28 protein-coding genes are annotated in these 24,523 nt (G+C 72.5%); 17 read left to right on the top strand and 11 right to left on the bottom strand.

Going from position 1 to position 24,523, the window contains the following annotated elements:
* Positions 1-284 precede the first annotated feature (284 nt).
* On the top strand, positions 285-1,373 hold the full coding sequence (locus B9S57_RS18410) for a MarR family transcriptional regulator (protein ID WP_181011388.1): 1,089 nt from the start codon (positions 285-287) through the stop codon (positions 1,371-1,373).
* 17 nt (positions 1,374-1,390) lie between these two features.
* On the opposite strand, the gene B9S57_RS18415 is transcribed toward B9S57_RS18410, so the two are convergent.
* Positions 1,391-1,702, bottom strand: a complete 312-nt coding sequence (locus tag B9S57_RS18415; RefSeq protein ID WP_103516662.1) for a hypothetical protein — start codon at positions 1,700-1,702, stop codon at positions 1,391-1,393.
* A gap of 39 nt (positions 1,703-1,741) precedes the next feature.
* On the opposite strand from B9S57_RS18415, the gene B9S57_RS18420 reads away from it, so the two are divergent.
* The 3 genes from B9S57_RS18420 (at position 1,742) to B9S57_RS18430 (ending at position 4,485) form a co-directional block, all read left to right on the top strand.
* On the top strand, positions 1,742-2,410 hold the full coding sequence (locus B9S57_RS18420; RefSeq protein WP_103516663.1) for a HEAT repeat domain-containing protein: 669 nt from the start codon (positions 1,742-1,744) through the stop codon (positions 2,408-2,410).
* Positions 2,411-2,417: 7 nt separating this feature from the next.
* On the top strand, positions 2,418-3,497 hold the full coding sequence (locus B9S57_RS18425) for a HEAT repeat domain-containing protein (protein ID WP_103516664.1): 1,080 nt from the start codon (positions 2,418-2,420) through the stop codon (positions 3,495-3,497).
* A gap of 121 nt (positions 3,498-3,618) precedes the next feature.
* Positions 3,619-4,485, top strand: coding sequence for an AraC family transcriptional regulator (locus B9S57_RS18430; RefSeq protein ID WP_103516665.1), 867 nt, complete (start codon positions 3,619-3,621; stop codon positions 4,483-4,485).
* Between the two features lie 28 nt (positions 4,486-4,513).
* Here the strand turns inward: B9S57_RS18430 and aac(3) are convergent, their stop codons facing one another.
* Positions 4,514-5,371, bottom strand: coding sequence for an aminoglycoside 3-N-acetyltransferase (gene aac(3) / locus B9S57_RS18435; protein WP_219818568.1), 858 nt, complete (start codon positions 5,369-5,371; stop codon positions 4,514-4,516).
* Between the two features lie 47 nt (positions 5,372-5,418).
* Here aac(3) and B9S57_RS18440 point away from each other — a divergent pair, with 47 nt between their 5' ends.
* From B9S57_RS18440 to B9S57_RS18465, 5 genes are all read left to right on the top strand, one after another.
* The gene (locus tag B9S57_RS18440; protein WP_103516667.1) at positions 5,419-5,763 is read left to right on the top strand and encodes a toxin-antitoxin system YwqK family antitoxin; all 345 of its coding nucleotides are present in this window, start codon (positions 5,419-5,421) and stop codon (positions 5,761-5,763) included.
* A 166-nt stretch (positions 5,764-5,929) separates the two neighbouring features.
* Positions 5,930-6,598, top strand: a complete 669-nt coding sequence (locus B9S57_RS18445) for a hypothetical protein (RefSeq protein WP_103516668.1) — start codon at positions 5,930-5,932, stop codon at positions 6,596-6,598.
* 285 nt (positions 6,599-6,883) lie between these two features.
* Entirely contained in the window at positions 6,884-8,566 is a 1,683-nt protein-coding gene (locus tag B9S57_RS18450; protein WP_103516669.1) for a cellulase family glycosylhydrolase, read from the top strand.
* A gap of 132 nt (positions 8,567-8,698) precedes the next feature.
* Positions 8,699-9,283 (top strand): cysteine hydrolase family protein, encoded by a 585-nt coding sequence (locus tag B9S57_RS18455; protein ID WP_103516670.1) that lies wholly within the window; start codon positions 8,699-8,701, stop codon positions 9,281-9,283.
* A gap of 155 nt (positions 9,284-9,438) precedes the next feature.
* Positions 9,439-9,630 carry a hypothetical protein gene (locus B9S57_RS18465; protein ID WP_103516672.1) on the top strand — a complete coding sequence of 64 codons (192 nt, stop codon included), beginning with the start codon at positions 9,439-9,441 and terminating at the stop codon, positions 9,628-9,630.
* Positions 9,631-9,649: 19 nt separating this feature from the next.
* Here the strand turns inward: B9S57_RS18465 and B9S57_RS18470 are convergent, their stop codons facing one another.
* Positions 9,650-10,009 (bottom strand): hypothetical protein, encoded by a 360-nt coding sequence (locus B9S57_RS18470; protein ID WP_103516673.1) that lies wholly within the window; start codon positions 10,007-10,009, stop codon positions 9,650-9,652.
* Positions 10,010-10,171: 162 nt separating this feature from the next.
* Between B9S57_RS18470 and ligD the strand changes: the two genes are divergently transcribed.
* Positions 10,172-11,131, top strand: coding sequence for a non-homologous end-joining DNA ligase (ligD, locus tag B9S57_RS18475; protein WP_103516674.1), 960 nt, complete (start codon positions 10,172-10,174; stop codon positions 11,129-11,131).
* Positions 11,132-11,188: 57 nt separating this feature from the next.
* Here the strand turns inward: ligD and B9S57_RS18480 are convergent, their stop codons facing one another.
* Positions 11,189-12,151 (bottom strand): Ku protein, encoded by a 963-nt coding sequence (locus B9S57_RS18480; RefSeq protein WP_103516675.1) that lies wholly within the window; start codon positions 12,149-12,151, stop codon positions 11,189-11,191.
* Positions 12,152-12,513: 362 nt separating this feature from the next.
* Between B9S57_RS18480 and B9S57_RS36400 the strand changes: the two genes are divergently transcribed.
* The 4 genes from B9S57_RS36400 (at position 12,514) to B9S57_RS18500 (ending at position 15,445) form a co-directional block, all read left to right on the top strand.
* Entirely contained in the window at positions 12,514-12,630 is a 117-nt protein-coding gene (locus B9S57_RS36400; RefSeq protein ID WP_374935958.1) for a hypothetical protein, read from the top strand.
* A gap of 159 nt (positions 12,631-12,789) precedes the next feature.
* Positions 12,790-13,647, top strand: coding sequence for an excalibur calcium-binding domain-containing protein (locus B9S57_RS18490; protein ID WP_258036438.1), 858 nt, complete (start codon positions 12,790-12,792; stop codon positions 13,645-13,647).
* 149 nt (positions 13,648-13,796) lie between these two features.
* A complete protein-coding gene (locus B9S57_RS18495) occupies positions 13,797-14,639 on the top strand; it encodes a class II fructose-bisphosphate aldolase (protein WP_103516677.1) in 843 nt (280 codons plus the stop codon).
* 26 nt (positions 14,640-14,665) lie between these two features.
* A complete protein-coding gene (locus tag B9S57_RS18500; protein ID WP_103516678.1) occupies positions 14,666-15,445 on the top strand; it encodes a DeoR/GlpR family DNA-binding transcription regulator in 780 nt (259 codons plus the stop codon).
* Positions 15,446-15,493: 48 nt separating this feature from the next.
* Here B9S57_RS18500 and B9S57_RS18505 read toward each other — a convergent pair whose 3' ends face one another.
* Entirely contained in the window at positions 15,494-16,018 is a 525-nt protein-coding gene (locus tag B9S57_RS18505; protein ID WP_103516679.1) for a hypothetical protein, read from the bottom strand.
* A 46-nt stretch (positions 16,019-16,064) separates the two neighbouring features.
* Positions 16,065-16,190, bottom strand: coding sequence for a hypothetical protein (locus B9S57_RS18510; protein ID WP_258036439.1), 126 nt, complete (start codon positions 16,188-16,190; stop codon positions 16,065-16,067).
* Between the two features lie 43 nt (positions 16,191-16,233).
* Between B9S57_RS18510 and argG the strand changes: the two genes are divergently transcribed.
* Both argG and B9S57_RS18520 read left to right on the top strand, forming a co-directional pair.
* Positions 16,234-17,682 (top strand): argininosuccinate synthase, encoded by a 1,449-nt coding sequence (gene argG / locus B9S57_RS18515; RefSeq protein ID WP_103516680.1) that lies wholly within the window; start codon positions 16,234-16,236, stop codon positions 17,680-17,682.
* A gap of 91 nt (positions 17,683-17,773) precedes the next feature.
* Positions 17,774-18,076 (top strand): hypothetical protein, encoded by a 303-nt coding sequence (locus B9S57_RS18520; protein WP_103516681.1) that lies wholly within the window; start codon positions 17,774-17,776, stop codon positions 18,074-18,076.
* A 186-nt stretch (positions 18,077-18,262) separates the two neighbouring features.
* Here the strand turns inward: B9S57_RS18520 and B9S57_RS18525 are convergent, their stop codons facing one another.
* The gene (locus B9S57_RS18525; protein ID WP_103516682.1) at positions 18,263-19,654 is read right to left on the bottom strand and encodes a DUF445 domain-containing protein; all 1,392 of its coding nucleotides are present in this window, start codon (positions 19,652-19,654) and stop codon (positions 18,263-18,265) included.
* A gap of 153 nt (positions 19,655-19,807) precedes the next feature.
* Between B9S57_RS18525 and B9S57_RS18530 the strand changes: the two genes are divergently transcribed.
* Positions 19,808-21,070: an SGNH/GDSL hydrolase family protein gene (locus B9S57_RS18530; RefSeq protein ID WP_103516683.1), complete on the top strand. Its 1,263-nt coding sequence runs from the start codon at positions 19,808-19,810 to the stop codon at positions 21,068-21,070.
* 52 nt (positions 21,071-21,122) lie between these two features.
* Here the strand turns inward: B9S57_RS18530 and B9S57_RS18535 are convergent, their stop codons facing one another.
* The 4 genes from B9S57_RS18535 to B9S57_RS18550 are packed head-to-tail and all read right to left on the bottom strand — an operon-like array spanning position 21,123 to position 24,521.
* Positions 21,123-21,815: a DUF1707 domain-containing protein gene (locus B9S57_RS18535; protein ID WP_181011392.1), complete on the bottom strand. Its 693-nt coding sequence runs from the start codon at positions 21,813-21,815 to the stop codon at positions 21,123-21,125.
* 53 nt (positions 21,816-21,868) lie between these two features.
* Positions 21,869-22,837, bottom strand: coding sequence for an ATP-binding cassette domain-containing protein (locus B9S57_RS18540; protein ID WP_103516711.1), 969 nt, complete (start codon positions 22,835-22,837; stop codon positions 21,869-21,871).
* An 18-nt stretch (positions 22,838-22,855) separates the two neighbouring features.
* Positions 22,856-23,728 carry an ABC transporter permease gene (locus tag B9S57_RS18545; RefSeq protein ID WP_181011390.1) on the bottom strand — a complete coding sequence of 291 codons (873 nt, stop codon included), beginning with the start codon at positions 23,726-23,728 and terminating at the stop codon, positions 22,856-22,858.
* Positions 23,721-24,521: an ABC-2 family transporter protein gene (locus B9S57_RS18550; RefSeq protein WP_103516685.1), complete on the bottom strand. Its 801-nt coding sequence runs from the start codon at positions 24,519-24,521 to the stop codon at positions 23,721-23,723. The genes B9S57_RS18545 and B9S57_RS18550 overlap by 8 nt, the downstream gene beginning before the upstream one ends.
* Positions 24,522-24,523 lie beyond the last annotated feature (2 nt).

The following is a 24,523-nucleotide window of genomic DNA, read 5'->3' on the forward strand; positions in this document are numbered from 1 at the left end:
CGAGGGCCGGAATGCGGCCCTCCGCCCGAGGCTCGGGCTTCGGGATCCGGGCGTCGGGATCCGAGGGCCGGGATTCGAGCGGTGCCTTCAACCGGTAGGGAAAGAAGGGGGGTTCAGGCATACCGCCCCGCCCTCCCTGACCCGTCACGGCCAGCAAGTATGACTAATCGTGACCGACTTGCGGCAGAGCGTGGCGACTGCTTACGGTGCGAGAACCAAGCGACCCCGACGCGGTGTTGGCACACCGGGCCGGGGTCTGACCACACGATCGAAGGCCCGATCCCATGGATACCCAGCACCCTAGCTCCGCCCTCCACACCCCCGCACCCTCGCGTCCGTACCCGATGGCCAGGCCCGGTTACGGCAAGCGCTCCATGCCGGGTCAACTCCCGCGCCGGTCCGAGGACTTCGCCCTGCTGCCCGCGCGTGAGCGGTACGTCGCCGGATTCCTCGACCACCTCCCCGACGGCGCGTCGATGGACGTCAAGAGCCTCGCCAGGCAACTGCCGCTGTACGGCCAGCAGGCCGTCGGTTCGGCCCTGAAGGCACTGGCGGCCGCCGGGTATCTGCGCCGCGTACGGTGCCTCGTGGGCGAGCTGGGGCAAGTCCGCTGGGTCACACGGACGTTCTGGTCGCGCACGGCCCGCGACAACGAGTGGTGGGCCGCCACCGAGGTCACCACGACGGCGCCCGCCGCCCCGCCGGTGGTGCCCGCCCCGGCAGCGCCCTCCGCCCCGGCCCCCGAGCCCGTCACCGCACCCCCGCCTCCGGTCCTCGGTGAGCCCCCGGCCGCAGCGGCACACGAACACGAACCCGCAGCAGGGCACGGACCCGTCGTGACGTCCGCGCCCAGCGCAGTGGCTGCGCGGCCCACGCCCGCCGAGTCCGCCCCCGGGGTGCCGCAGCAACGGCCCCCGGCCTCCGTGGAGTCCCCCGCCTACCGCGCCCTCGCACAGCTCGGCCGTGTCGACTCCCGCCTGGCCCTGTCCGCCGCCGACTGCGCGGTCCTGGAGGCCCTCGCCGCCGCGTGGTTCGCGCGCGGCGTGGACGCGGACTACCTCACGCAGGCCCTCACCGCCGGGCTCCCCGCCCAGGTCGGCTCCCCCGTCGGCCTCGTACGCCGCCGCCTCACCGACAAGATCCCGCCGCACGCCCCCACCGCTCCGGCACCGCCCGCACCGGGCACCCCCGTGCACCGCGTGATGCTGGAGTGCACCAAGTGCGGCACCCCGGGGCGCCCGGAAGCCCTGCCCGACGGGCTCTGCCGCCCGTGCCGCGCACCCGGGCAGGACGAGGCTCCGGTGGAGCGGCCCAGCGAGCAGGATGTGCGGACGTTCGCCGCCGGGCTGAGGACCTTGCTGAAGTCCCCCTGACCCGGCCGGTGCGCGCGTCAGCCCACCAGCAGGTCCCGCTTCAGGTCGCGGAGGTCCCGGGCGTCCAGGCCGAGCGCCTTCTTCTCGTTGCTCCCGCAGGGACGCGGTCGGGACGCGGTCGCGCGCTCGGACTCCCTGCGCAGGTCGGAGACCGTGCGGACCGACAGCCGCTTCAGCTGCGCTCCGCGGTGCGGTGCCGGGCCGGTCAGCCGCCGGTCGCCGGGCGTCCGTCGCCGGTCGCCGGTCGCCGGTCGCCGGTCGCCGGCAGGAAGCGGGATACGGGAGAGGGGCCGGGAGCCCGGGATCTCCGCGGCCCTTGACCTTGTCACCGTGACAAGGTCTTCACTGTGGCCCAGGAGGTGGTCCCGATGACCATGGCGAAACAGGACGCGGACGCCGCGCGGGCGCTGACGGCGCTGGAGGACGGTGACGCGTCCGTACGGCTACGGGCGGCGATGGCGGTCGGTACGGCCCCGGACCCCCGGTTCGTCGCACAGCTCGTCGAGCGGTGCTCGGTCGAGCCCGACTTCCAGGTACGCGAGCTGCTCACCTGGGCACTCACCCGGCACCCGTCGTCCCTGACGGTCGGGCCGCTCGTCGCCGAACTCCGCTCGGAGCGGGCGCAGGCACGGAGCCAGGCGCTGCACACGCTGTCCAAGGTCGGGGACCGGCAGGCGTGGCCGGCGATCACCCGGGCGCATCTGACCGATGCCGAGGACGAGGTGGCGCGGAGCGCCTGGCGGGCAGCGGTCGTACTCGTGCCCGAAGGCGAGGAACCGGGGCTGGCCGAGGTGCTGGTGACCCAGCTCGGGCGCGGCGGGCGTGAGACGCGGCTGAGCCTCAGCAGGGCGCTGGTCGCCCTCGGTGAGGTGATCGTGGAGCCCCTGCGCGCCGCGGCGGCGGACCCCGACCCGCGCGTGCGCCTGCACGCGGGGGCCACGGAACTGCTGCTGCGCGACCCGGATGCCGGTTTCGAGTGCGCGATCGAGGAGGCGAAGCGCATCGTGGCCCTGGGTGCGTACGGCCGGGAGGAGTGACGGGGCAGTGTTGATCGGTGAGGTGGCACGGCGGTCCGGGGTCAGCGCCCGCATGCTCAGGCACTACGACTCGCTGGGCCTGGTACGGCCGACGGGGCGCACCGGTGGCGGCTATCGCGCGTACTCCGACGAGGACATCCGGCGGATCTTCCACGTCGAGAGCCTGAGGTCGCTGGGGCTGTCGTTGCACGAGGTCGGGCGCGCACTGGACGATCCCGGCTTCGCCCCGTCGAAGCTCGTCGACGACCTCGTCCGGCGTACGCGCGAACGCCTCGCGGCCGAGACGGCGCTGCTCACGCGCCTCAGCCGCATCGACGCCACGGAACCCGCGGGCTGGGAGGAGGTCCTCCAGGTCGTCGCGCTGCTCCAGTCCCTGGGGTCGGAGAGCGCCGGGCATCGCCAGCGCGCGGCGCTCTCGTCGTCCGAGGAGGTCCGGGTGCCGGTGGAAGCCCTGGTCGAGGCGGCGCTGAGCGAGAGGGACCCGCACGTCGCCGGAGCCCTTCGATGGGCTCTGGCGCAGTCGGGCGGGAGCGGAGTGGCGCTGTTGGCGGAGGGCCTCGGCTCGCCGACGGCCGCCGTGCGCAGACGTGCCGTCCGGTCCCTCGCCGAGATCCCGGACGACGGGGCGACCGCGCTGCTGCGGGGCGCCCTCACGGACTCCGACATCGTGGTCCGCAGGTCCGCGGCCCTGGCGCTGGGGACGCGTGGCGTGGCCGACGCGGTCCCGACGCTCGTCGCCATGGTCGTCGACGGGGCGAACGACGTCGACGCGGCCGACGCACTCCGCGCACTCGCGGACGGCCCCGCGTCGGCGGACGTTCCCGAGCCGGTGGGCCTGGCCCCGTCCTCCGGCCGACCCGCGTCGGCGGACGGGACCACGCCGGCGGACCGGATCGCCACCGCGCTGGTCGACCGTCTCGCCCGCCGTGCCGGCTCGTCCGTACGCCGACGGCTGACGCAGGCACTCGCGGAGATCCCGGGCGCCACGGCGTCACAGGCGCTCGTGGATCTGTCCCACGACGAGGACCGTGCCGTCGCGCTCACCGCGGCCTACGTCCTCACCTTGCGCGCCGCCCGGCAGGAGTGAGCGCGGCCCTCACCGAAGCCCACGGCCCGGGCACGGCACCCGACCGCACCGGGCACAGGATGTCGGGTCCGGCAGGGTACGGACTTCCTAACGTGAGGCACGCAGAAGGAAGGAGTCCGGGATGCTGGACCGGCTGAACCAGGCCATGGAGCACATCGAGTCCCACCTCGACGAACCGGTCGACGTGGCCGGCCTCGCCCGCGTCGCGGTGACGTCGGAGTACCACTTCCGGCGGATGTTCTCCGCGCTGGCGGGCCTCCCGCTGTCGGAGTACATCCGGCGCCGGCGGCTGACCGTGGCCGGCGCCGAGGTGCTCGCGGGCGACCGGACACTGCTGGACGTCGCGACCCGCTACGGCTACGGCTCGGGCGAGGCCTTCGCCCGTGCTTTCCGCGCCATGCACGGCGTGGGGCCGGGCGAGGCCCGGCGGACCGGCGCGGCTCTGCACTCCCAGCCCCGGATGTCCTTCCGCCTCGTCGTCGAAGGGAGCAGCAGCACGCGGTACAGGATCGTGGACAAGGACGCGTTCCGGGTCGTCGGCAGGAGGGCCCGCGTACCCCTCGTCCACGAGGGGGCGAATCCGGCGATCGCCGACTTCATCCGGTCCCTCCCGAAGGACACGGTGGCGCGCGTCGCGGCCCTGGCCGACCAGGAGCCGACAGGGATCGTCGGGGTCAGCGACCAGCTCGACCCGAGCCGTGCGGAGGGGACCGAACTCGACTACTACCACGGAGTGGTGACGGGCGCCGAGGTCCCCGAGGACATGGACGCACTGTCCGTCCCGGCGGGCATGTGGGCCGTCTTCGAGAGCTCCGGCCCCTTCCCGAAGACGCTCCAGTACCTCTGGCGGGACGTGTTCACCCAGTGGTTCCCGTCGAACCCGTACGGAAGCAGGCCGAGCCCGGAGATCCTGAGCTTCAGGCTCTCCGAGGACGGGCAGCAGGCGGACGCGGAGCTCTGGATCCCCGTGGAGCGGTCGGGCGCCTGACCGGCTGCCGGGCGGGGCGACGCCCAGGCTATCGGGCGGCGCCGAGCTTCTCCTGGATCCAGGCGAGGCCGAATCCGAGGACCTCACCGGCTTCGAAGAGATGGCTGTCGGCCGCGCCCACGCGTCCCCGGCGCCCGATCCCGGCGGCCAGCATGTCCCGGACGATCGTCTCGAACGGATCCTGGCCGCCGGGCGTGACCGAGGAGTAGTCGAAGGCCCCGCCGGAGGAGTCGATGTCGCGGAAGCGGCGCCAGACCCGCTGTCCGGCGGGGTCGAGCAACGGCTGCTCGTACTCCACGAACCGCTTGCCCGGCGCGTCGGCGAGCGCCTCCGCGTGGTGCAGGAGGGTGAGGGTCTCCAGCGGTGCGCCCAGCATCAGCACCCTGCCTCCCAGGTCGACCAGCCGGGCGAACGGACTGCCGGGACCGTGCGGGTCGTCCCACGGGTGGTCGGCCGTCAGCTCGGCGGCCGCCGCCCCGAGCGCCGCGACGCTGACATCGGGGTGCCGGCTGCGGACCGCACCCGGCCACCGGCGCAGGGCCTCCGGCAGGCGGCCGTTGTCGTGGTCCGCCTCGCTCGTCTCCGGGTCGTACGCGGGGTGTTCGGCCCGTACGGCGTCCTGCCAGGGCCGGGGCCAGTCGCCGAAGCCGTACGGCAGGGCGTCGTGCCAGCCGCAGGTCACCATCAGTGTGCCCCGCTCCCCCACGGCGTCCTGGAGCGCGCCGATCAGGGCCGGGGGGCCGCCGGCCACGTATCCGAGGGCGGACAAGCGCGTATGGAACATCACGGTGTCGCCCTCCGCGAGGCCGAGCGCGGTCAGATCACGGACCAGCCGGGCACGGGTGACCGGCCCGTCGGCGCGCGCGAGCAGTGCGGCACGGTCCAGGGGCGGTTCGTCCATGGGTGCGACGCTACCGCTCCTATGCTGCCCCCATGGCTGAGGAGCGGTTCAAGGACGGCAAGCTGTCGGGCGAGGGTGCCTACGCGGACGGGGAGCGGCACGGCCCCTGGACCTTCTACTTCCGCAACGGCACGGTGAAGGCACGGGGTTCGTACGAGGCCGGGCAGCTCGACGGCCCGTGGGTGTGGCACCGCGAGGGCGGCGGACCGCTCCAGGAGGGCTCCTTCGTGGACGGCGTACAGCACGGCCCCTGGCGGCGTTGGCACAGCAACGGGAATCTGCTGGACGAGGGGTCGTACGCGCACGGGAAGAAGACCGGCACGTGGGTGACGTACGACAAGGACGGCAACGAGTCCCGGCGCAGGACCCACCGCTGAGCCTCGGCGCATGCGCGACCCGCCTTTCGTCGGGGGATCAGAGACGATGGCCGCACCTGTCCCTCTCCTGGAACCGCTCCGCCCGGTCCGGCCGTCCTCACGCGCGAACCACCGCGCCGCTCACCTTGAGTGCCGCGCGGGGCACACCACGCATCCAGGGGGCAGCATGACCACGCACGGCAGCACGCGACCACGGAACAGCCGTCCGGGAACCGCCGGTTCGCCGGCCGCGCGCACCGCCCGTACGGCTTTGCGGGGCTACGCCAAGGGGGCCCTCGTGCTCGCCCTCGCGCTGGGAGCCACCACCGCGTGCAGCCGGACGTCGGACGGCATCGGGGGGTCGTCGAAGGGCGGCAGCCAGAAGGCCAGGGACTGGAAGGTCGGCGACTGCGCCGGTCCGGACACGAGCGAGTCGAAGGACGGCTACCAGCCCCTGGACTGCGACGACCCGAAGGCGACGATCAAGGCGCTCCAGGTCAAGGACGGCGAGATCTTCGCCGGGGCGGTCGAGTGCCCGGCCGGCACCGACGAGATCATCTCGGTGAAGGTGTCCTTCGGCGGGGACGCGAGCGCCGGCCTGCCCAGCAAGACCATCTGCGGCCGCAACCTCTCCGGCGACCACCCCGGTGACGCGGGCGCCGGCGGCGGGCAGCTCGTGGTGGGCGACTGCGTGGACGACCAGGCGAAGGAGGTCGCCTGCGCGAGCGGCGGCGGCAGCAAGGTCCTCGCCCTGACCAAGACCGCCGAGGAGTGCCCGGCCGACGCCGACAACCCCATCGAGCTGTTCCCGAGCCCGGGACGCCCGTACGACGCGATCTGCACCAGCAAGGCCTGACACACGGCCGGGAAGGTCCCCGGCCCGACGGACATCACACCGACGGCCGGGGCCCGCACCACAGGTGCGCACCCCGGCCGGAGATCCGATGTGTGGGGGTGTCCGGGGCACGCGGTCCGTGTGCGTCGCATGCACACACGCGACCCGCGCAGGAGACACGCATGCGCGACGAGCGCGCGTTCAACATCTTGACGTGCTCCTGTCGAGGTGGCTTTATGGGAGCGCTCCCATACACGGGCCCGTCCGATGTTTGCGTCACCCGGCACCCACCCTTCTGGAGTCGCAGTGAGATCAGCAACGAGCACGGCACGAAAGAGCCCCTTATCCGTCCTGTTGAAGACCCTGGCCGCCCTTCTCGGCGTCGTCCTGCTGGGTGTCCTCGCCCCGACGGCCTCGGCGCAGCCCGGCCCCGCGCGGGCGGAGGCCGCGGCCCCCGGCCTGCACATCAGCGACGGCCGCCTGCTGGAGGGCAACGGCAACGACTTCGTCATGCGCGGCGTGAACCACGCGCACACCTGGTACCCGGGTGAGACACAGTCGCTGGCCGACATCAAGGCCTTCGGCGCCAACACCGTCCGCGTCGTCCTGTCCGACGGCCACCGCTGGACGCGGAACGGCCCCGAGGAGGTCGCGGACATCATCGGCGACTGCAGGACCAACCGGCTGATCTGCGTGCTGGAGGTGCACGACACCACCGGCTACGGAGAGGACGCGGCGGCGGGCACGCTCGACCACGCGGCCGACTACTGGATCAGCCTCAAGGACGTCCTCGCGGGCCAGGAGGACTACGTCGTCATCAACATCGGCAACGAGCCCTGGGGCAACACGGACCCCGCAGGCTGGACCGCGCCCACGACGGCCGCCGTCCAGAAGCTGCGCGGCGCCGGCTTCGCCCACACGATCATGGTGGACGCACCCAACTGGGGCCAGGACTGGCAGGGCGTCATGCGCGCCAACGCCCAGGCGGTGTACGACGCCGACACCACGGGCAACCTGATCTTCTCGATCCACATGTACAGCGTCTACAACACGGCCCAGGCGGTCACCGACTACCTGAACGCGTTCGTCGACGCCGGACTTCCCCTCCTCATCGGCGAGTTCGGCGGACCTGCCGACCAGTGGGGCGACCCGGACGAGGACACCATGATGGCCACCGCCGAGGAGCTCGGCCTCGGCTACCTGGCCTGGTCGTGGAGCGGCAACACCGACCCGGTCCTCGACCTGGCCATCGACTTCGACCCGAGCCAACTCAGCTCCTGGGGCGAGCGCGTCTTCCACGGCGCCGACGGCATCGCCCAGACCTCCAGGGAAGCCACCGTCTTCGGTGGCGGCGGTGACCCGGACGACACGCAGGCCCCGACCGCCCCGGGCACCCCGACCGCATCCGCCGTGACGGCCACCTCGGCCACCCTCACCTGGCCCCCGGCGACGGACAACGTTGCCATCGCCGGATACGACGTCGTCCGCGTCACCGGCGCGGGTGAGACCGGAGCGGCCTCGTCCACCGGCAACAGCGTCACCGTGACCGGCCTCGACGCCGACACCACGTACTCCTTCGCCGTCTACGCCCGCGACGCGGCCGGCAACCGCTCGGCCCGGTCCGCCGCGGTGAGCGTCACCACGGATGAGAACGGGCCCACCCCGGGCGTCGGATGCTCCGTCGGCTACCGGGTGGCCGGCGAGTGGCCCGGCGGGTTCCAGGGCGAGATCACCATCCGCAACACCGGCGCGAGCGCCATCAGCGGCTGGAACCTCGGCTTCGCCTTCGCCGACGGCCAGACCGTCACCAACATGTGGGGCGGGACCCCCACACAGAGCGGCTCCACGGTCAGTGTGGCCCCCGCCGGATACACGGCCTCGATCGCCGCGAACGCCTCGGTGACGCTCGGCTTCACCGGCGCCAAGGGCGGTACCAACACTGCCCCGACCGCCTTCACGCTCAGCGGCACCACCTGCACGACGGCCTGACCCGGCCGCCCCGCGGCCGGCAGCCGCCCCCTGCCGGCCGCTCCCTCCTCCCCCCTTCCCGGGGCGCCGCCGCCCGCCGCCCGGCACCCGGCACCCGGCACCCGGCACCCGGCACCCGGCCATGATGTCCGTATGAGCTCACACACAAGTCCCTTCCATGCCCTGATCGTTGTCGACGTACAGCGGGCGTTCGTCCGGGGAGACGGCGCGCTGCCCGAGGCCGGGCGCCTCGTGGACCGCACGGGGGACCTGATCGCCCGCGCGCGGGCGGCCGGCGCGCTCGTCGTCCACGTCCAGAACGACGGGCCCGTCGGATCGGACGACGAACCCCACACCCCCGGCTGGGAGTTGCACCACCCCGTCGAGGCGGGCGCCGCGGAGGCGGCGATCCGCAAGACCCATGACGACGCCTTTCAGGAGACCTCGCTGGAGGAGCTGCTGACCGCGTCCGGGGTCCGGTCGCTCGCCGTCTGCGGGCTGATGTCCGAGATGTGCGTCCAGGCGACGGCCCGCACGGCCGTGGCGCTGGGTTACCGGGTCGTCCTGCCGTACGACGCCCACGCGACGTACGACATCCCGGCGGAGCCCGGAATCAGCGCGGCCGTCCCGGCGGGCACGGTCTCTCGGGTCGCCGCCTGGCCGCTGAGCAGAGATGCCGACGTCACGGCCCGCGCCGCCGACGTGAAGTTCAACGCCCCCGCACGCGCGACCTCCTGACGTCTGCCACCTCCCCTCCACCACCGACCAGGCCGCCGGCGGCAACCGGCTGCTCGCCGACGGCCTGGGCCCCACCGGCCAGGGGCCCCGGAAGAGGGCTGCTCGCCGTCGACCGGAGGGCCGACTCCGTCCGGATCACCGCCGAACTCTGGGGCATGGGGCCGGGTTTCCTCCTCACGTCCGAGACCACCGTCGTGGGGTGCTACGTCTTCGACGTCACGCCGGAGCAGGACGGGAAGCCGCGCGTCGCCGTACGGGAGACGGCGAGAGAGTGGTGCAGGTCCCTCATCCGGACCGATCCGCCCGCGCCGGCGCTCCTCACACCCTCCGCGGCCGCGCAGGGGTGACGGTCGCCCGGTCGCCGGTTCAGTCGCCGTCGAGCCTGCCGACCAGACGCCGGAGTTCGCGGGCTCCGCGCGGCGACAGCGCGCCCATCACGGTGCCGAGCAGATCCCGCGCCGCCAACGGGTCGCCGCAGCAGTCCTCGTGGTCGTCGCCCAGCTCGTCGTCGCGCCACAGCGCCCTCAGCGGCCGTCGCACGTGATGCTTCCAGCGGCGCACCGCTTCGGCGACCTCGCCGGGCCCGAGGTAGTTGCGGCTCAGCTCAAGGCGGGCGATCTCCGCCAGGGTGCGCGAGGACAGGCCGTTGATGACGGTCCTCGGGCCGTTCGGCCGGCGACGGTGGACCCGGCCGGTGCGGAGGTGTCCTGCGCGCCTACGCGGCATGGACCTTTCGGTTCGTCGTCATGCCGCACATGGTGCCACGCCCCCCGCACGGCCGTCCCCTGCGTTTCCCGGGTGCCGGACCACAGCCGGGACCACCGGCCACGGCAGGACCACCGGCCGTGACACCCGGCCGCACGGGGCCTCTGCTGAGAGGCTGCTGCCATGGTCTCCCTGCCCCGGTTCGCCCCGATGCTCGCCACCCCCGGCCGCCTGCCGTCCGCCTCCGTGGACGAGCGGTGGGCGTACGAGGTGAAGCAGGACGGGCAGCGGGCCATGGCCTGTCTGCCGGGGGACGGCACGGTCCGGCTGCTGGCCAGGTCCGGGGCCGACATCACCGCGGCCTACCCGGACCTGGCGGGGCTCGGGCCCGCCCTCGGCGGCGTACCCGCGGTGCTGGACGGCGAGATCGTCGCCCTGGACGACCGGGGGCGCAGCGACTTCGAACGGCTTCAGTCCCGTATGGGGCTCTCCGGTTCGCCCGCGAAGGCCGCGCGCATGGCGCAGCGGGTCCCGGCCCATCTGGTGCTGTTCGACGCCGTGTTCCTGCGGGACAGGAGCCTCGTACCGCTGCCCTACACCGAGCGGCGCGCGGCGCTGGAGGGGCTCGGGCTGGACGGACCGCGCTGGTCGACCCCCGCGGTGGTCGTCGGGCACGGCGAGGAGGCCCTGGCCATGACGCGGGAGGCCGGGCTGGAGGGCGTGGTCGCGAAGCGGCTGAACTCCGTCTACGAGCCCGGGGTGCGCTCCCGTGCGTGGATCAAGATCCGCCACACCCGCACGGTGGACGTCATCGTCGGAGGCTGGGTGCCCGGACGCGGCCGGCTCGGCGGTCTGCCGGGGGCGCTGCTCGTGGGCGAACGGCACCCGGGCGGACTGCGTTACGCGGGCAGCGTCGGCACGGGGTGGAGCGACGCCGAGCGGATCCGGCTCGCCGAACTCCTCCGGGTGGCCGCGGTGGACACGTGCCCCTTCGACGAGACACCGCCGGTCGCGGGCGCCCACTGGGTGCTGCCCCGGCTGGTCGGCGAGGTGAAGTACTCGACCCGGACGAAGGCGGGACGGCTGCGCCAGCCGTCCTGGCACCGGCTGCGCCCGGACCTGGCACCGGACGACATCGGGTGACGGTGGCCTCGCCGGAAGGCCGGCCTCGGGCAGCGGCCGATCCAGAGGCTCCGCCCGTCAGGAGGCCGTCCGCTTCTTCGCCGCGGCCTTCCTGGCCGGCTGCTTCCTGGCCGCCGTCCTGCCCGATGCCGTCTTCTTCGCGGCCGTCTTCCCCGCTGCCGTCTTCTTCGAGGCCGAGGTGGCCTTCTTCCGGGCCCGGGGCTTGCCGGGCGTCATCTCGTGCACGGTCGCGTCCTCGCCCCGGGTCTCCCTGGCCGCCTTCACCGACGCGTTCAGCGCGGCCATCAGGTCCATGACCTTCCCCGGCTCCTCCTCCGTCTCCCCCGCCGCCGCCGGAAGCGCCTTGCCCTCGGACTTGGCCGCGAGCAGCTCCTCCAGCGCCTCCCGGTAGTGGTCGCGGAAGCCGGAGAGGTCGTCGAGGGCCATGCTGTCGGTCAGCTGCACGGCACGGGCGATCTCGTCCTCGTCCAGCTCGGTCTCCCGGGGCGCCAGTGACTCGGGGCTGCGGATCTCGTCCGGCCAGCGCATCGAGTGGAGCACGATCGCGTCCTCACGCACCCGCAGCAGGCCGAGCCGCTCCCGGTTGTGCCAGGCGAACTTCGCCACCGCGACCTTGTCGCTGCGCTCCAGCGCCTTCCGCAGCAGCGTGTACGGCTTCGCCGCGACCTGCCCGTCGACCGCGAGGTAGTAGCTGTCGCTGATGCGGACGGGATCGATGTCGTCGGCGTCCACGAACGCGACGATCTCGATGGCCTTCGCCGTCGGCAGCGGCATCCGGTCGAGTTCCTCGTCGGTGACGGGCACGGTCCGGTCCTTGGCGACCTCGTACCCCTTGCCGATCTCTTCCTGCGAGAGGACCTCACCGTCGATCTCGCACACCTTGCGGGTGCGGATCCGGCCCATGTCCTCCTGGTGGTACTGGTGGAAGGAGATCGAGTGGTTCTCGGTGGCGGACACCACCTTGATCGGGATGGTGACCAGCCCGAAGCTGATCGCTCCTGTCCACAGGGGCCGCGGCATCCGGATACCTCCAGACCCCCCTGGTGGCTTGGCCGGGAGGCGGACCGGAGCGCCTGGAAGGGAGACCGGCCCGAGAGGGCCGAGGCGCGGCCGGACCACCGCCCGTATCCACGATCCTCGCGCCCCCGCCCCCGGACCGCATGTGGATCACCGGGGCCCGGTCACCGGCGGGGCAGGTCCGTCTCGCCGACCACCTGGCCCCCGCTGCGACATCCCCTGGCGCCACTTCACCGGCCGTTACAGCCGGGCCAGGCCCGCCCCCGGGCAGCGGGCCAAGTTCGAGGCCGCGATCGTCGCCGATCGAGTCGGCCCGCAAGACCATCGACCACCCCGAGGTCGGCCCGCTCACCCTGGACTGCGACGTGCTGGTCGCCCCTGGCAGCGACCTGAGGGTCGTCACCTACACGGCGGCCCCCGGCAGCGAGGCGGCCGCCCGGCTGGGCCTGCTGGACGTCATCGGCATCCAGGCGATGACCTGAGTCGTTCACCTCTCCTCCACACTTTCATCACGATTCCGCTTCCTTTCCACCGAAGCGGCCGCCCCCCGGACCCCCCGCTGCGAGCATCACCCCCCGAACGCACAGCACTACGCACAGCAGTACGCACAGCACCTTGGGGGGCACATGAGGACACACGGGATGAAGGGCCGGCTCAGGATGTCGGCGGGGGCCGCGGCCCTGGCGCTGGCCCTGACCGGCTGCGGAGGCGGGGGCGACGACGGAGCGAGCGGGGACGCAAAGCCAGCGTCCGCTTCGCCCTCGCCGTCGAAGGAACGGGCCCTCGCGCTCGCCGACGACACGGCGGGCGCGGAGGCTGGCGAGGAGATCGAGGTCAAGGCGCTCGCCAACGACCTGGTGACCCTGGAGGACGGCACCGACGCCGCCCTCCTGGACACCTACGAACCGGCCGAGTTGACCGTCACCGCGGAGAGCCCGACATCGCACGGGACCGTCACGGCCGAGGGGACCACACTTGTGTACACCCCTGCGGACGGATACTCCGGCGAGGACGAGTTCACGTACGAGGTCGCGGTGAAGGGGGCCAAGGGCAAGGGTTCGTTGGAGGACAGCGCGCTCGTACGGATCACCGTGTCCGCGCCCACCCCCTCCCCGACGCCGACACCGAAGCCCACCCCGACCCCGGCGGTCGCGAAGACACCGAAGGCCGAGAGGACCACGAAGCCCGCCGCACCCACGGTCCGCTACGCGAACTGCGATGCCGCACGCGCCGCGGGGGCCGCCCCCGTGCGGCGCGGCGACCCCGGTTACGCCGCACACCTGGACCGTGACGGCGACGGGATCGGCTGCGAGCCGTACCGATCGTCGAGCGGCGGATCGTCCGGCGGGAGTTCGAGCGGGGGCTCCAGCGGCGGGAGCAGCACCTCCTACGCCAACTGCACCGCCGTACGCGCCGCAGGGGCCGCCCCCATCCACCGCGGTGATCCCGGATACGGATCGCACCTCGACCGCGACGGCGACGGAATCGCCTGCGAGTAGCCCACCCCGTCCCCACACTCACCGCAGCCGCCTCCGGTCCACACCGGGGGTGGCTGCTCTTTTTCTATCTGCTTCAAGCACGCTATAAATGAGCAACTTCGAGCAACAATCGCCTGGGTTCACGCAGCCCACCTCCGCGAAGGACACTCATGCCGCTCATATCCACCGGTGACATCACGCACGGTGCCCGGACCCATGCGACCGGCGTCGGGGCCTTCAACGTCGTGCAGATCGAGCACGCCCAGGCCATCGCACGCGGGGCGGAGACCGCCGGGCTGCCGGTGATCCTCCAGATCAGCGAGAACACCGCCCGCTACCACGGGGCCCTCGAACCGATCGGGCTCGCCTCTCTCGCCGTCGCCCGCGCCTCGGGGGTGCCGGTGGCCGTGCACCTCGACCACGCCGAGTCGGCCGACCTGGTCCGCGAGGCCGTCCGGCTCGGCTTCACCTCCGTGATGTTCGACGCCTCGGCGCTCCCCTACGACGACAACGTCGCCGCGACCCGCGAGATCACCGCCTACTGCCACAGCCACGGGGTCTGGGTCGAGGCCGAACTCGGCGAGATCGGCGGCAAGGACGGGGCGCACGCCCCCGGCGTGCGGACCGATCCGGACGAGGCGCGGGCGTTCGTCGAGGCCACGGCCGTCGACGCGCTCGCGGTCGCCGTCGGTAGTTCGCACGCGATGCTGACCCGCGACGCCGTCCTCGACTTCGCGCTGATCTCCCGGCTGCGCGACGCGGTGGGGGTCCCGCTCGTCCTGCACGGCTCCTCGGGCGTCGGGGACGCGGGCCTCGCCGCGGCGATCGGCGCCGGCATGACGAAGGTCAACATCTCCACGCACCTCAACAAGCTGTTCACCCGGGCCGTCCGCGCCCACCTGGACACCCACGCCGACGCCGCCGACCCCCGCGCCTATCTCGGCCCGGCCCGCGACGCGGTCGCCGCGGAGGTGGCACGCCTGCTGGACGTCCTGGCCCGGTCCGGGCGATAGGGTTCGGTCCGAGCAAGGAGGACCAGGTGGCGGCACACACACGATGGACCCGGCTGCTGGAGATCCTCAGCGACCAGGGCCACCTCGACGTACTCGACGCGGCCGAGCGGCTCGGCTGTTCCGCCGCCACCGTCCGCCGCGACCTGGACGAGCTCGCCCGGCAGAACCTGCTGACCCGCACCCGGGGCGGCGCGGTGGTCAGCAGCGTCGCCTACGACCTGCCGCTGCGCTACAAGGCGGCCCGCAGGGCCGACGAGAAGCAGCGCATCGCGAAGGCCGCGGCCGCACTCGTCCCGGCGGGCTCCACCGTCGGCCTCAACGGCGGCACGACGACCTCCGAGGTCGCCAGGGAGCTGGCCCTGCGCCCGGAGCCGTCGGGCGGAGGCACGGCGCTGACCGTGGTGACCAACGCGATCAACATCGCCAACGAGCTCGCGGTCCGCCCCCAGGTGAAGATCGTCGTCACCGGCGGAGTGGCCAGGCCCAACTCGTACGAACTCGTCGGCCCCCTGGTCGACTCCGTCCTGCGCACCTTCGCCCTGGACTACACGATCCTCGGCGTGGACGCGGTGCACCCCCGCTTCGGAGCGGCCACCCACGACGAGTCCGAGGCCGGCGCCAACCGCGCCCTTGCCGAGTGCGCGGGCACGGTGATCGTGGTCGCCGACTCCTCCAAGCTGGGACGCCGCGCCTTCGCCCAGGTCTGCGAGACGGGCGCGGTGTCGGTCCTGGTGACGGACCAGGACGCGCCCGACGACGTCGTCGGGGAGTTCACCGCCCTGGGGATCGACGTCCTGCGGGTGTGAACCGGCCGCACGTCGGCGACGGTCACTCGGGGGCGAACCGGCCACCGGTCAGCGGTAGTCCTCCGGGTAGTCCTGCATCCAGGCGTTGACGCGGTCCCGGGTGCCGATCAGTTCGGAGCGGTGCTTCTCCAGGTTCGGGGTGGTGAGGTCGCCGTCCAGTGCCGTCCGCAGCGTGGCGATCCAGGCGATGGGCTCCTTGAAGTGGCCGGGCCCCTTCCGATCGGCCTTCATCGCCTTGTCCAGGCCGCCCAGTTCCTCGTTGACCCGCCCCAGGAAGTAGGCGCAGTTCGCGCCCCCCGGGGCGCAGCCGTCCTGGTAGGTGGCCTGGAGTCCGGCGAAGGCGTCGCGCACCTTCTTCGTCGGGTCGGGGCCCACCTCGATGACCGGCGTCGCCGCGGGTGAGGGCGTGGCCGTCTTCTCGGCCTCGGCCCTGGCCGCCTGGGCCGAGGCCGGGTCGACGTACGGGACGTCGCTTCCGGGTCCGTCGGTGGTGGTCGCGGCGCTGCAGCCCACCAGCAGCGCTCCCAGGATCACGGCCGGTATCGCGGCACGCAGGCCGGTGCGGTTCAACATGAGCCCCCCCTCGTCGGTTGGATTGGACCTTATCCCTACCGGGCGTTCAGCCCGCAACCAGGCTCTGCAGCGCCGGGGCGTACAGGTCGGCCAGGTGCTCGGGCGTCGCCCGGGAGCCCGCGCCCTCGCGGTGGAGGCTCAGGGTGGCGCCCGGGCCGAGGCTGCCCTTCACGCGGCTATTTGCATATACATACCAACGAGTGCATACTCTTCCTATGTCTAAGGTTCTCACCTCCCTGCCCACCGGCGAGCGCGTCGGCATCGCTTTCTCGGGCGGCCTCGACACCTCGGTCGCGGTCGCGTGGATGCGCGACAAGGGTGCCGTCCCGTGCACCTACACCGCCGACATCGGCCAGTACGACGAGCCCGACATCGCGTCGGTGCCCGGCCGCGCACAGGCCTACGGCGCCGAGATCGCGCGCCTGGTCGACTGCCGGGCGGCGCTCGTCGAGGAGGGCCTGGCCGCGCTCGCCTGCGGCGCGTTCCACATCCGCTCGGGCGGCCGCGCGTACTTCAACACCACGCCGCTCGGCCGCGCCGTCACCGGCACCCTGCTGGTCCGGGCGATGCTCGAGGACAACGTGCAGATCTGGGGCGACGGATCGACGTTCAAGGGCAACGACATCGAGCGGTTCTACCGCTACGGCCTCCTCGCCAACCCCCACCTGCGGATCTACAAGCCGTGGCTCGACGCCGACTTCGTCACCGAGCTGGGCGGCCGCAAGGAGATGTCGGAGTGGCTGGTGGCCCACGGGCTGCCCTACCGCGACAGCACCGAGAAGGCCTACTCCACCGACGCCAACATCTGGGGCGCCACCCACGAGGCGAAGACGCTGGAGCACCTCGACACCGGCGTGGAGACCGTCGAGCCGATCATGGGTGTCCGCTTCTGGGACCTGTCGGTCGAGATCCCCACCGAGGACGTCACGATCGGCTTCGAGCAGGGCCGCCCGGTGTCGATCAACGGCAAGGCCTTCGCCACCGCCGTCGACCTGGTGAACGAGGCCAACGCGATCGGCGGCCGTCACGGGCTCGGCATGTCGGACCAGATCGAGAACCGCATCATCGAGGCGAAGAGCCGCGGCATCTACGAGGCGCCCGGCATGGCGCTCCTGCACGCCGCCTACGAGCGCCTCGTCAACGCCATCCACAACGAGGACACCGTCGCCCAGTACCACAACGAGGGCCGGCGCCTCGGCAGGCTGATGTACGAGGGCCGCTGGCTGGACCCGCAGGCGCTGATGGTCCGTGAGTCGCTGCAGCGCTGGGTCGGCTCGGCCGTCACCGGCGAGGTCACCCTGCGGCTGCGGCGCGGTGAGGACTACTCGATCCTCAACACCACCGGCCCCTCCTTCAGCTACCACCCGGACAAGCTGTCGATGGAGCGCACCGAGGACTCGGCGTTCGGCCCGGTGGACCGCATCGGCCAGCTGACCATGCGCAACCTCGACATCGCCGACTCGCGCGCCCGGCTGGAGCAGTTCGCCGGCCTCGGCCTCGTCGGCACGCCCCAGGCCACGCTGATCGGCGCGGCCCAGGCGGCGGCGACCGGCCTGATCGGCGCCATGTCGGAAGGCGGCGCGCAGGCCATCGCCTCGCGCGGCGAGGTCTCCGCCGACGACGAGCTGCTGGACCGTGCCGCCATGGAGCTCGGCACCGACTGACCGGGAGCCCGGGCCGACCCGTCTCCGGGCGGGCGGCCTATCCTCGGATCCTCGGACAGAGACGCGGAACGAGCGAGCGAAGGTGGCGGCAATGGCGAAGGTCCCGGCAGCGGCAGTGGCGGCGGGCGGTCTCGTCGGCGGGTACGCGATCGCCCGCTGGACGAAGAAGCGCCCACTGGGCGGCGTCGCACTCGCCGCCGCCGGCTCCGTCGCCGCGTACGAGTGGAACCGGCAGGCCGGGGCCAGGGCCGCCACCGGGCTGACCGTCGCCTACGTCGCCGCGTTCGCCGGCTCGCACCCGCTCGCCAAGAAGGTCGGCGCCTGGCCCTCGGTCTTCGCCGTCGCCGGCGGGGTCGCCGCCGCGTCCTGGGCCGTCACCCGCCGCAGCGCCTGACAGCAGGCCACCGGCGCCGCACCCGGCACCCGGCCGGCACAGCATCCGGTCACGCCCTGCGGGATGCCCGGCGCGAGAAAGTCCCGTCCCGGGGATTGAACACCGGCGCCGCGGGGTGCGTACTGAAGAGCAACTCCCCGCGTGACCCGGGGACGTGCCCGGACGACAGGACGGGCACGTCCCCGGTCAGCCTCCCAGCGCGTGGGACACCGAGTGGATCGCCAGGCCGGCCAGCGCGCCCACCACCGTGCCGTTGATCCGGATGAACTGCAGGTCGCGGCCGATGTGCGCCTCGATCTTCTTCGACGTCTGGTCCGCGTCCCAGCCGGCCACCGTGTCGCTGATCAGTGAAGTGATCTCCGTCCGGTACGTCGTGACGACATACGCCGCCGCGTCCTCCAGCCAGCCCTCCAGCTTGGCCTGCAGCCGCTCGTCCGTGGACAGCCTGGCGCCCAGCGACATCAGCGAGGCCCGGGCCCGCAGCCGCAGCTCGCTCCGCTCGTCCTCGGCCGCCGCGATGATCATCGTGCGGACGGAGGACCAGGCGGAGGCGATGACGTCCTGGACCTCACCGCGCCCCAGGATCTCCGACTTCAGCCGCTCCACCCTGGCCCGGGTGTCCGAGTCCGTCTGGAGGTCGGCGGCGAAGTCCGTCAGGAACGTGTCGATCGAACCGCGCGCCGGATGGCCCGGCATGTCACGCATCTCCGTGACGAAGCGCAGAAGCTCCTTGTAGACCCGCTCGCCCACCCGCTTGTCCACGAACCGCGGCGTCCAGCCGGGTGCCCCGCCCTGCACCGCGTCCATGACGGAGTCACCGTGCAGGACCAGCCAGTCGTGCGCCCGCACGCAGACCAGGTCGACCACCCTGCGGTGCCCGCCGTCCGCGACGATCCGCTCCAGCATCTTGCCTATCCCCGGGCCGACTTCCGCCGCGTCCGCCCGCCGGGTGATCGCCTCCCCGACCACCGCCTGCACGTCGGAGTCCCGCAGCACGGTCAGCGCACCGCGCAGCGCGGTCGCCAGCTCGGCGGTGACCCGGTCCGCGTGCTCGGGCTCCGCCAGCCACGCCCCGAGGCGCGAACCGACGCCCAGAGCGTGAATTCGGTCACGAACGACGTCCCCGGAGAGAAAATTCTCGCCGACGAAGGAACCGAGTGAGGCCCCCAACTGGTCCTTCTTGGTGGGAATGATGGCGGTGTGCGGAATGGGCAGACCGAGCGGGCGCCGGAAGAGCGCCGTGACGGCGAACCAGTCCGCCAGCGCACCGACCATCCCCGCCTCGGCAGCCGCTGCGACGTAGCCCGGCCAGCCGCCCACACCCGCGTTCTCCGCCCAGGTGGCGAGAACGTACACGAGAGCGACGAGCAGGAGCAGACCTGTGGCGGTGGTCTTCATGCGGCGCACACCGCGCCGCTTCTCCTCATCGGCGGCGGTGTACGCGAACCCGCCGAGCGAGGGCCTCGGCCGCCCGCCGGAAGTCGCCGGCTTCCCGGCCGGCGCGGCCCCGATGCCCGGCCGCCCGGACCCACGGCCCTCAGGCCCGGATCCCGTTCCCTGTCCCGCGTCCTGTTCCATCCGCTCCACCCGTCCGCGTACGCCTCACGCCGTGCCGTACGCATTGTCCCTACCTCCCCTACTCCCGGGGTGCACGTCGAGTTCCCCAGGGCCTGTCGCATCATGAGAGCAACCCGAACAACGGGCCCGAACCCGCAAGGAGAAACACCGCAGATGCCCAGGCGCCAGGGGTATGCCCTGCTCATCGCCCTCGCAGCAGGCACCGCCACGCTCGCCACCGCCGTAGCGTTCGGCACGACGCTGCTCACCGAGGAGCGGCAGACACCGCTCAGCGGCTCGCAGAGCCACACGGCGGCCCGCAACCCCGCCGCACCGGCCAACTCCGCGGGCACCTGGGTCGCCACCTGGACCGCGGCCCCCGTCAGCGCCGAGCCGAACTCCGCACAGGGCTACCCCGGCCGCACCATCCGCAACATCGTGCACACCAGCGTCGGTGGTGACGCGGCCCGCATCACGCTGTCCAACCTCTTCGGCGCCACCCCGCTCGTGATCGACCAGGCCACCGTCAACACCCGCCGGGTCACCTTCCAGGGTCTGCCCACCGTCACCGTCGCCGCGGGCCGACAGGTCGTCAGCGACCCGGTCGTCGTCCCCGTCGCACCCGACACCGACCTGGAGGTCACCCTCCGCACCCCGTACGCCGCCGGTCCGGTCACCCAGCACTCCAACACCCACCAGACGTCGTTCCTGGCCGACGACCACGCCACCTGGAGCACCACCCGCTGGCGCTACCTGACGGCCGTCGACATCCGCAACAAGACGTCGCCCGGGGCGATCGTCGTCATCGGCGACTCCCTCACCGCGGGCAGCGGCTCCACCACCGACGCCAACACCCGCTGGCCGGACGTCCTCTCCGACCGGCTGCGGCACCTCTACGGGATCGCCAACCAGGGCATAGCCGGCAACCGCCTCCTGATCGACAGCCCGCTCTCCCTGGGCGGTGTGCAGCACCTCGGCGGGCAGAGCGCGACCCACCGCTTCGACCGCGACGTGCTGTCCGTCGCCGGAGCGAAGACCGTCATCATCGCCCTCGGCATCAACGACGTGCAGCAGTTCCCCCAGGAGCCGGACCCCCGTCGCATCACCGCCGGGCTGCGCGCCCTCACCGAGCGCGCCCACGCCCAGGGGCTGCGGGTCGTCGGAGCGACCCTGACGCCCTTCCAGGGCTACGCCACCTGGACACCCGAACGCAACGACGTGCGCCTGGCCGTCAACGAGGAGATCCGCTCCGGCCGGGTCTTCGACGCGTACGTCGACTTCGACCGGGCCGTACGCGACCCCTACGCGCCCAACCGGGTCCTGCCCGAGTACGACTCGGGCGACCGGCTGCACTTCAACGACGCCGGCTACCGCACCCTGGGCCGCACCATCACTCTCGCCGCGGTGGACGGGACGCCCAAGGCCGACGCCTTCTGATTCCGGCCCGGACGGCCGGGCGCGAGGCGGGCGGTCCGCACGGACCGCCGCCTCAGCCGAGCTCCTTGCGCCCCGGCCCGTCCCCCGGTTCCGGTTGCGCGAGCCGCCGCACCTGCTCCTCCTGGAGCCGCCGCTTCTCCGCCTTGCTCCGCTTGCGCTCCACCCCGATCCCGCCCATCAGCGCGAACCCGGTGATCCTCACCCGCGGGGAGTGCGGATCCGGCTCCGGCTCCTCGTCGTGCTTGGAGTGCTCGCCGAACCCGCCCATGATGCCGATCCCGTTGACCTCGACGTTGAGGTCCGGGGGCACCGTCACCTGCATCCCGCCCATGATCGTGAAGCAGCGGATCACGACCTCGCGCTCCGCGAAGTGGGCCTCGCGCAGATCGATCTCGCCACCGCCCCACACCGCGAACGCGGTGAACTTCGGCCCCACCGTCCAGCGGCCCTTGCGGCTGAACCCGCCCCAGAAGGCGAACGCCCCCGTCGACGTCGCGTGGCCACCGATCCGCGCCGGCCAGTCCGCGGACGAGCCCTTCCGCCCGGCCACCGCCCCGGCCACCGGCGCGGCACTCCCGCCCGGGGCCGGCAGGTCGCGCACCAGAGGCACCAACTCCCCGTGCGTACGCGCCTTGAACGTCGCGTCGAGCCGCTGCTCGAACTCGTCCATCTCCAGCCGGCCCTCGGCCACCGCCTCCCGCAGGGTCTCGGCGACCCGCTCGCGTTCCGCGTCGGAGGCACGCATGTCCGGGTTCTCACTTGTCATACCGGCACCCTATAGAGGGTTCACCGGACGGCCTAGGCGGTGGAATCCGACACGTACATCCTCGCGATGACGGACTCGATGTCCGGCTCCCGCACCGACAGGTCGACCAGCGGGTAGTCCGCCGCGATCCGCGCCACCAGCGGCGCCGCCGAGGCCGCCGCCGGGAACGCCAGCCACTGCCGGGGCCCCTCCACCTTCACCACCCGCACCGAAGGCTCCGACCCCAGCTCGATCGGGGGCAGCTCCCGCTCCAGGTCCACCACGAGCGTGCGCTCGCTCTCCCCCACCTCGTGCAGCCCGGCCAGCGCGCCGTCGTACACCAGACGTCCGTGGTCGATCACCATCACCCGCTTGCACAGCTGCTCGATGTCCGTCAGATCGTGCGTGGTCAGCAGCACCGTCGTCGACCGCTCCGCGTTCAGGTCCTTCAGGAACCCCCGCACCCTGGCCTTGGACACCACGTCCAGGCCGATCGTCGGCTCGTCCAGATACAGCACCTCCGGATCGTGCAGCAGCGCCGCCGCGATGTCCCCCCGCATCCGCTGCCCCAGCGACAGCTGCCGCACCGGCACCTCCAGCAGCGCCCCCAGATCGAGGAGTTCGACGCACCGGTCCAGGTTCTCCCGGAAGCGGGCGTCCGGGATCCGGTACATCCGGTGCATCAGGCGGTACGAGTCACGCAGCGGCAGGTCCCACCACAGCGTCGTACGCTGCCCGAACACCACACCGATCCGGTGCGCCAGCCGCGTACGCTCCCGGGAAGGGTCGATCCCCGCGACCCGCAGCCGGCCACCGCTCGGCGTGAGAATCCCCGTCAGCATCTTGATCGTCGTCGACTTGCCCGCCCCGTTCGGGCCGATGTAGCCGACCATCTCCCCGCGCGGCACCCGGAAGCTGATCCCGTCCACCGCCCGGACCTCACGCCGTTCACGCCGCATGAAGCCCGTCTTGCGGCGCACGTCGAAGACCTTCTCGACGCCGTCGAGCTCGATGAAGTCCATGTCGTCCACGCCCACTCCTCAGCTTCCCGTACTGCGGTACGCCCGCAGCCCCACACGCCACGCCGCCCCTGCGAGCACCCAGCACCCCACCGCCACCACCGGCGACAGGAACGCCACCCACCCCGGCAGCTCCAGCGGATAGTCCCGGCCCATCACGTACAGGGCGGGCAGCCAGCTCACGAACGCCAGCGGCACCACGAACGTCACCCCGCGCACCAGGTCCTTCGCGAAGACCGACGGCGGATACTGCAGCAGCGTCGTCCCGCCGTACGTGAACGCGTTCTGCACCTCCGAGGCGTCCTGCGCCCAGAACTGGAACGCCGCACCCACCACGAACACCGCCCCGAAGATCGCCGCCCCGCTCAGCACCGTCAGCGGGAGCATCACCACCTTCAGCGGGGTCCACGCGATGTCCAGCGCCGTCAGCGCATAGCCCAGCACCAGCAGCCCCTGCGTGATCCGCCCCAGCCTGCGCAGCGCGAACCGGTCCGCCGCCACCTGCGCCAGCACCGGGACGGGCCGCACCAGCAGCGTGTCCAGCGTCCCGTCCCGCACCCGCCGCCCCAGCCGGTCCATCGACCCCAGCACCAGGTCGCTGAGCCCGAACGCGGTCGCCGACGTGCCGTACAGCAGGGCGACCTCCGGCAGCGTGAACCCGCCCAGCACGTCCACGTGCGAGAACATCAGCAGGATCGTGACGAAGTCGAACCCCGTCGCGACGAAGTTCCCGACGGCCGTCATCACGAACGACGCCCGGTAGGCCATCGTCGAGCGCAGCCACATCGCCACGATCAGCCCGTACGCCCGCACCCCCTCGACCAGCCGCGACCGCTCGGCGAACACCGTCCCGGTCTCCACCGCGGCCGTCCGCCCCGTCCGGACCTCAGCCACCCTGAACCACCACCCTCCTGGTCGCCACCGACTGGAGCAGCCGCCCCGCCAGCAGCAACGCCACCGCCCAGCCGGCCTGGAAGGCGTACGCACCCAGCAGATCCCAGCCCGCGTACGTCCCGAGGAACACATCGGCCGGCACCTGCAGCAGCGACGACCACGGCAACGCCCGCGCCACCTCGCCCAGCAGCCCCGGGAACAGGTTCAGCGGCAGCAGCATCCCGGAGAAGAACAGCCCTGCCAGCCAGGCGATCTGCATCGCCCCCGCTCCGTCCATCAGCCAGAAGGCCGTCAGCGCCACCAGGAAACGCACCGCGAAACTCACCACCACCCCGAGCACCACGGAGACAAGGAAGGCCAGCCACGTCCAGGGCGAGACCGGCAGCGCCAGATCGAAGGCCAGGGCCCCCAGCGCCATCGGCACGATCCCGCGCCCCAGCAGATGGAACGCCGCCCGGCCCAGGTCCCCCGCCAGCCACCACAGCTGCAGATCCGCGGGCCGGTACAGATCGACCGCGATGTCCCCCGTGCGGATGCGCTCCATCAGCTCGTCCTCGAAGCCGCCGCCCATCATCGCGCAGGTCATCAGCAGGGCCTGACCCAGCCACACGTAGGTCAGCGCCTGCTCCATGTCGTACCCGCCGAGGTGCGGACGCTCGTCCCACAGGGCGATGTAGGTGTACGCCATGATGAAACCGAAGACGGTGTTGGTGAACACCCCCGCGAGCGTCGCCACCCGATAGGTGGCATACCGCCGGAACCCACCCGCCGCCACCACGGCATAGAGCCGCACCC

The sequence above is a fragment of the Streptomyces sp. SM10 genome (genome assembly GCF_002910915.1).
Classification (GTDB): domain Bacteria; phylum Actinomycetota; class Actinomycetes; order Streptomycetales; family Streptomycetaceae; genus Streptomyces.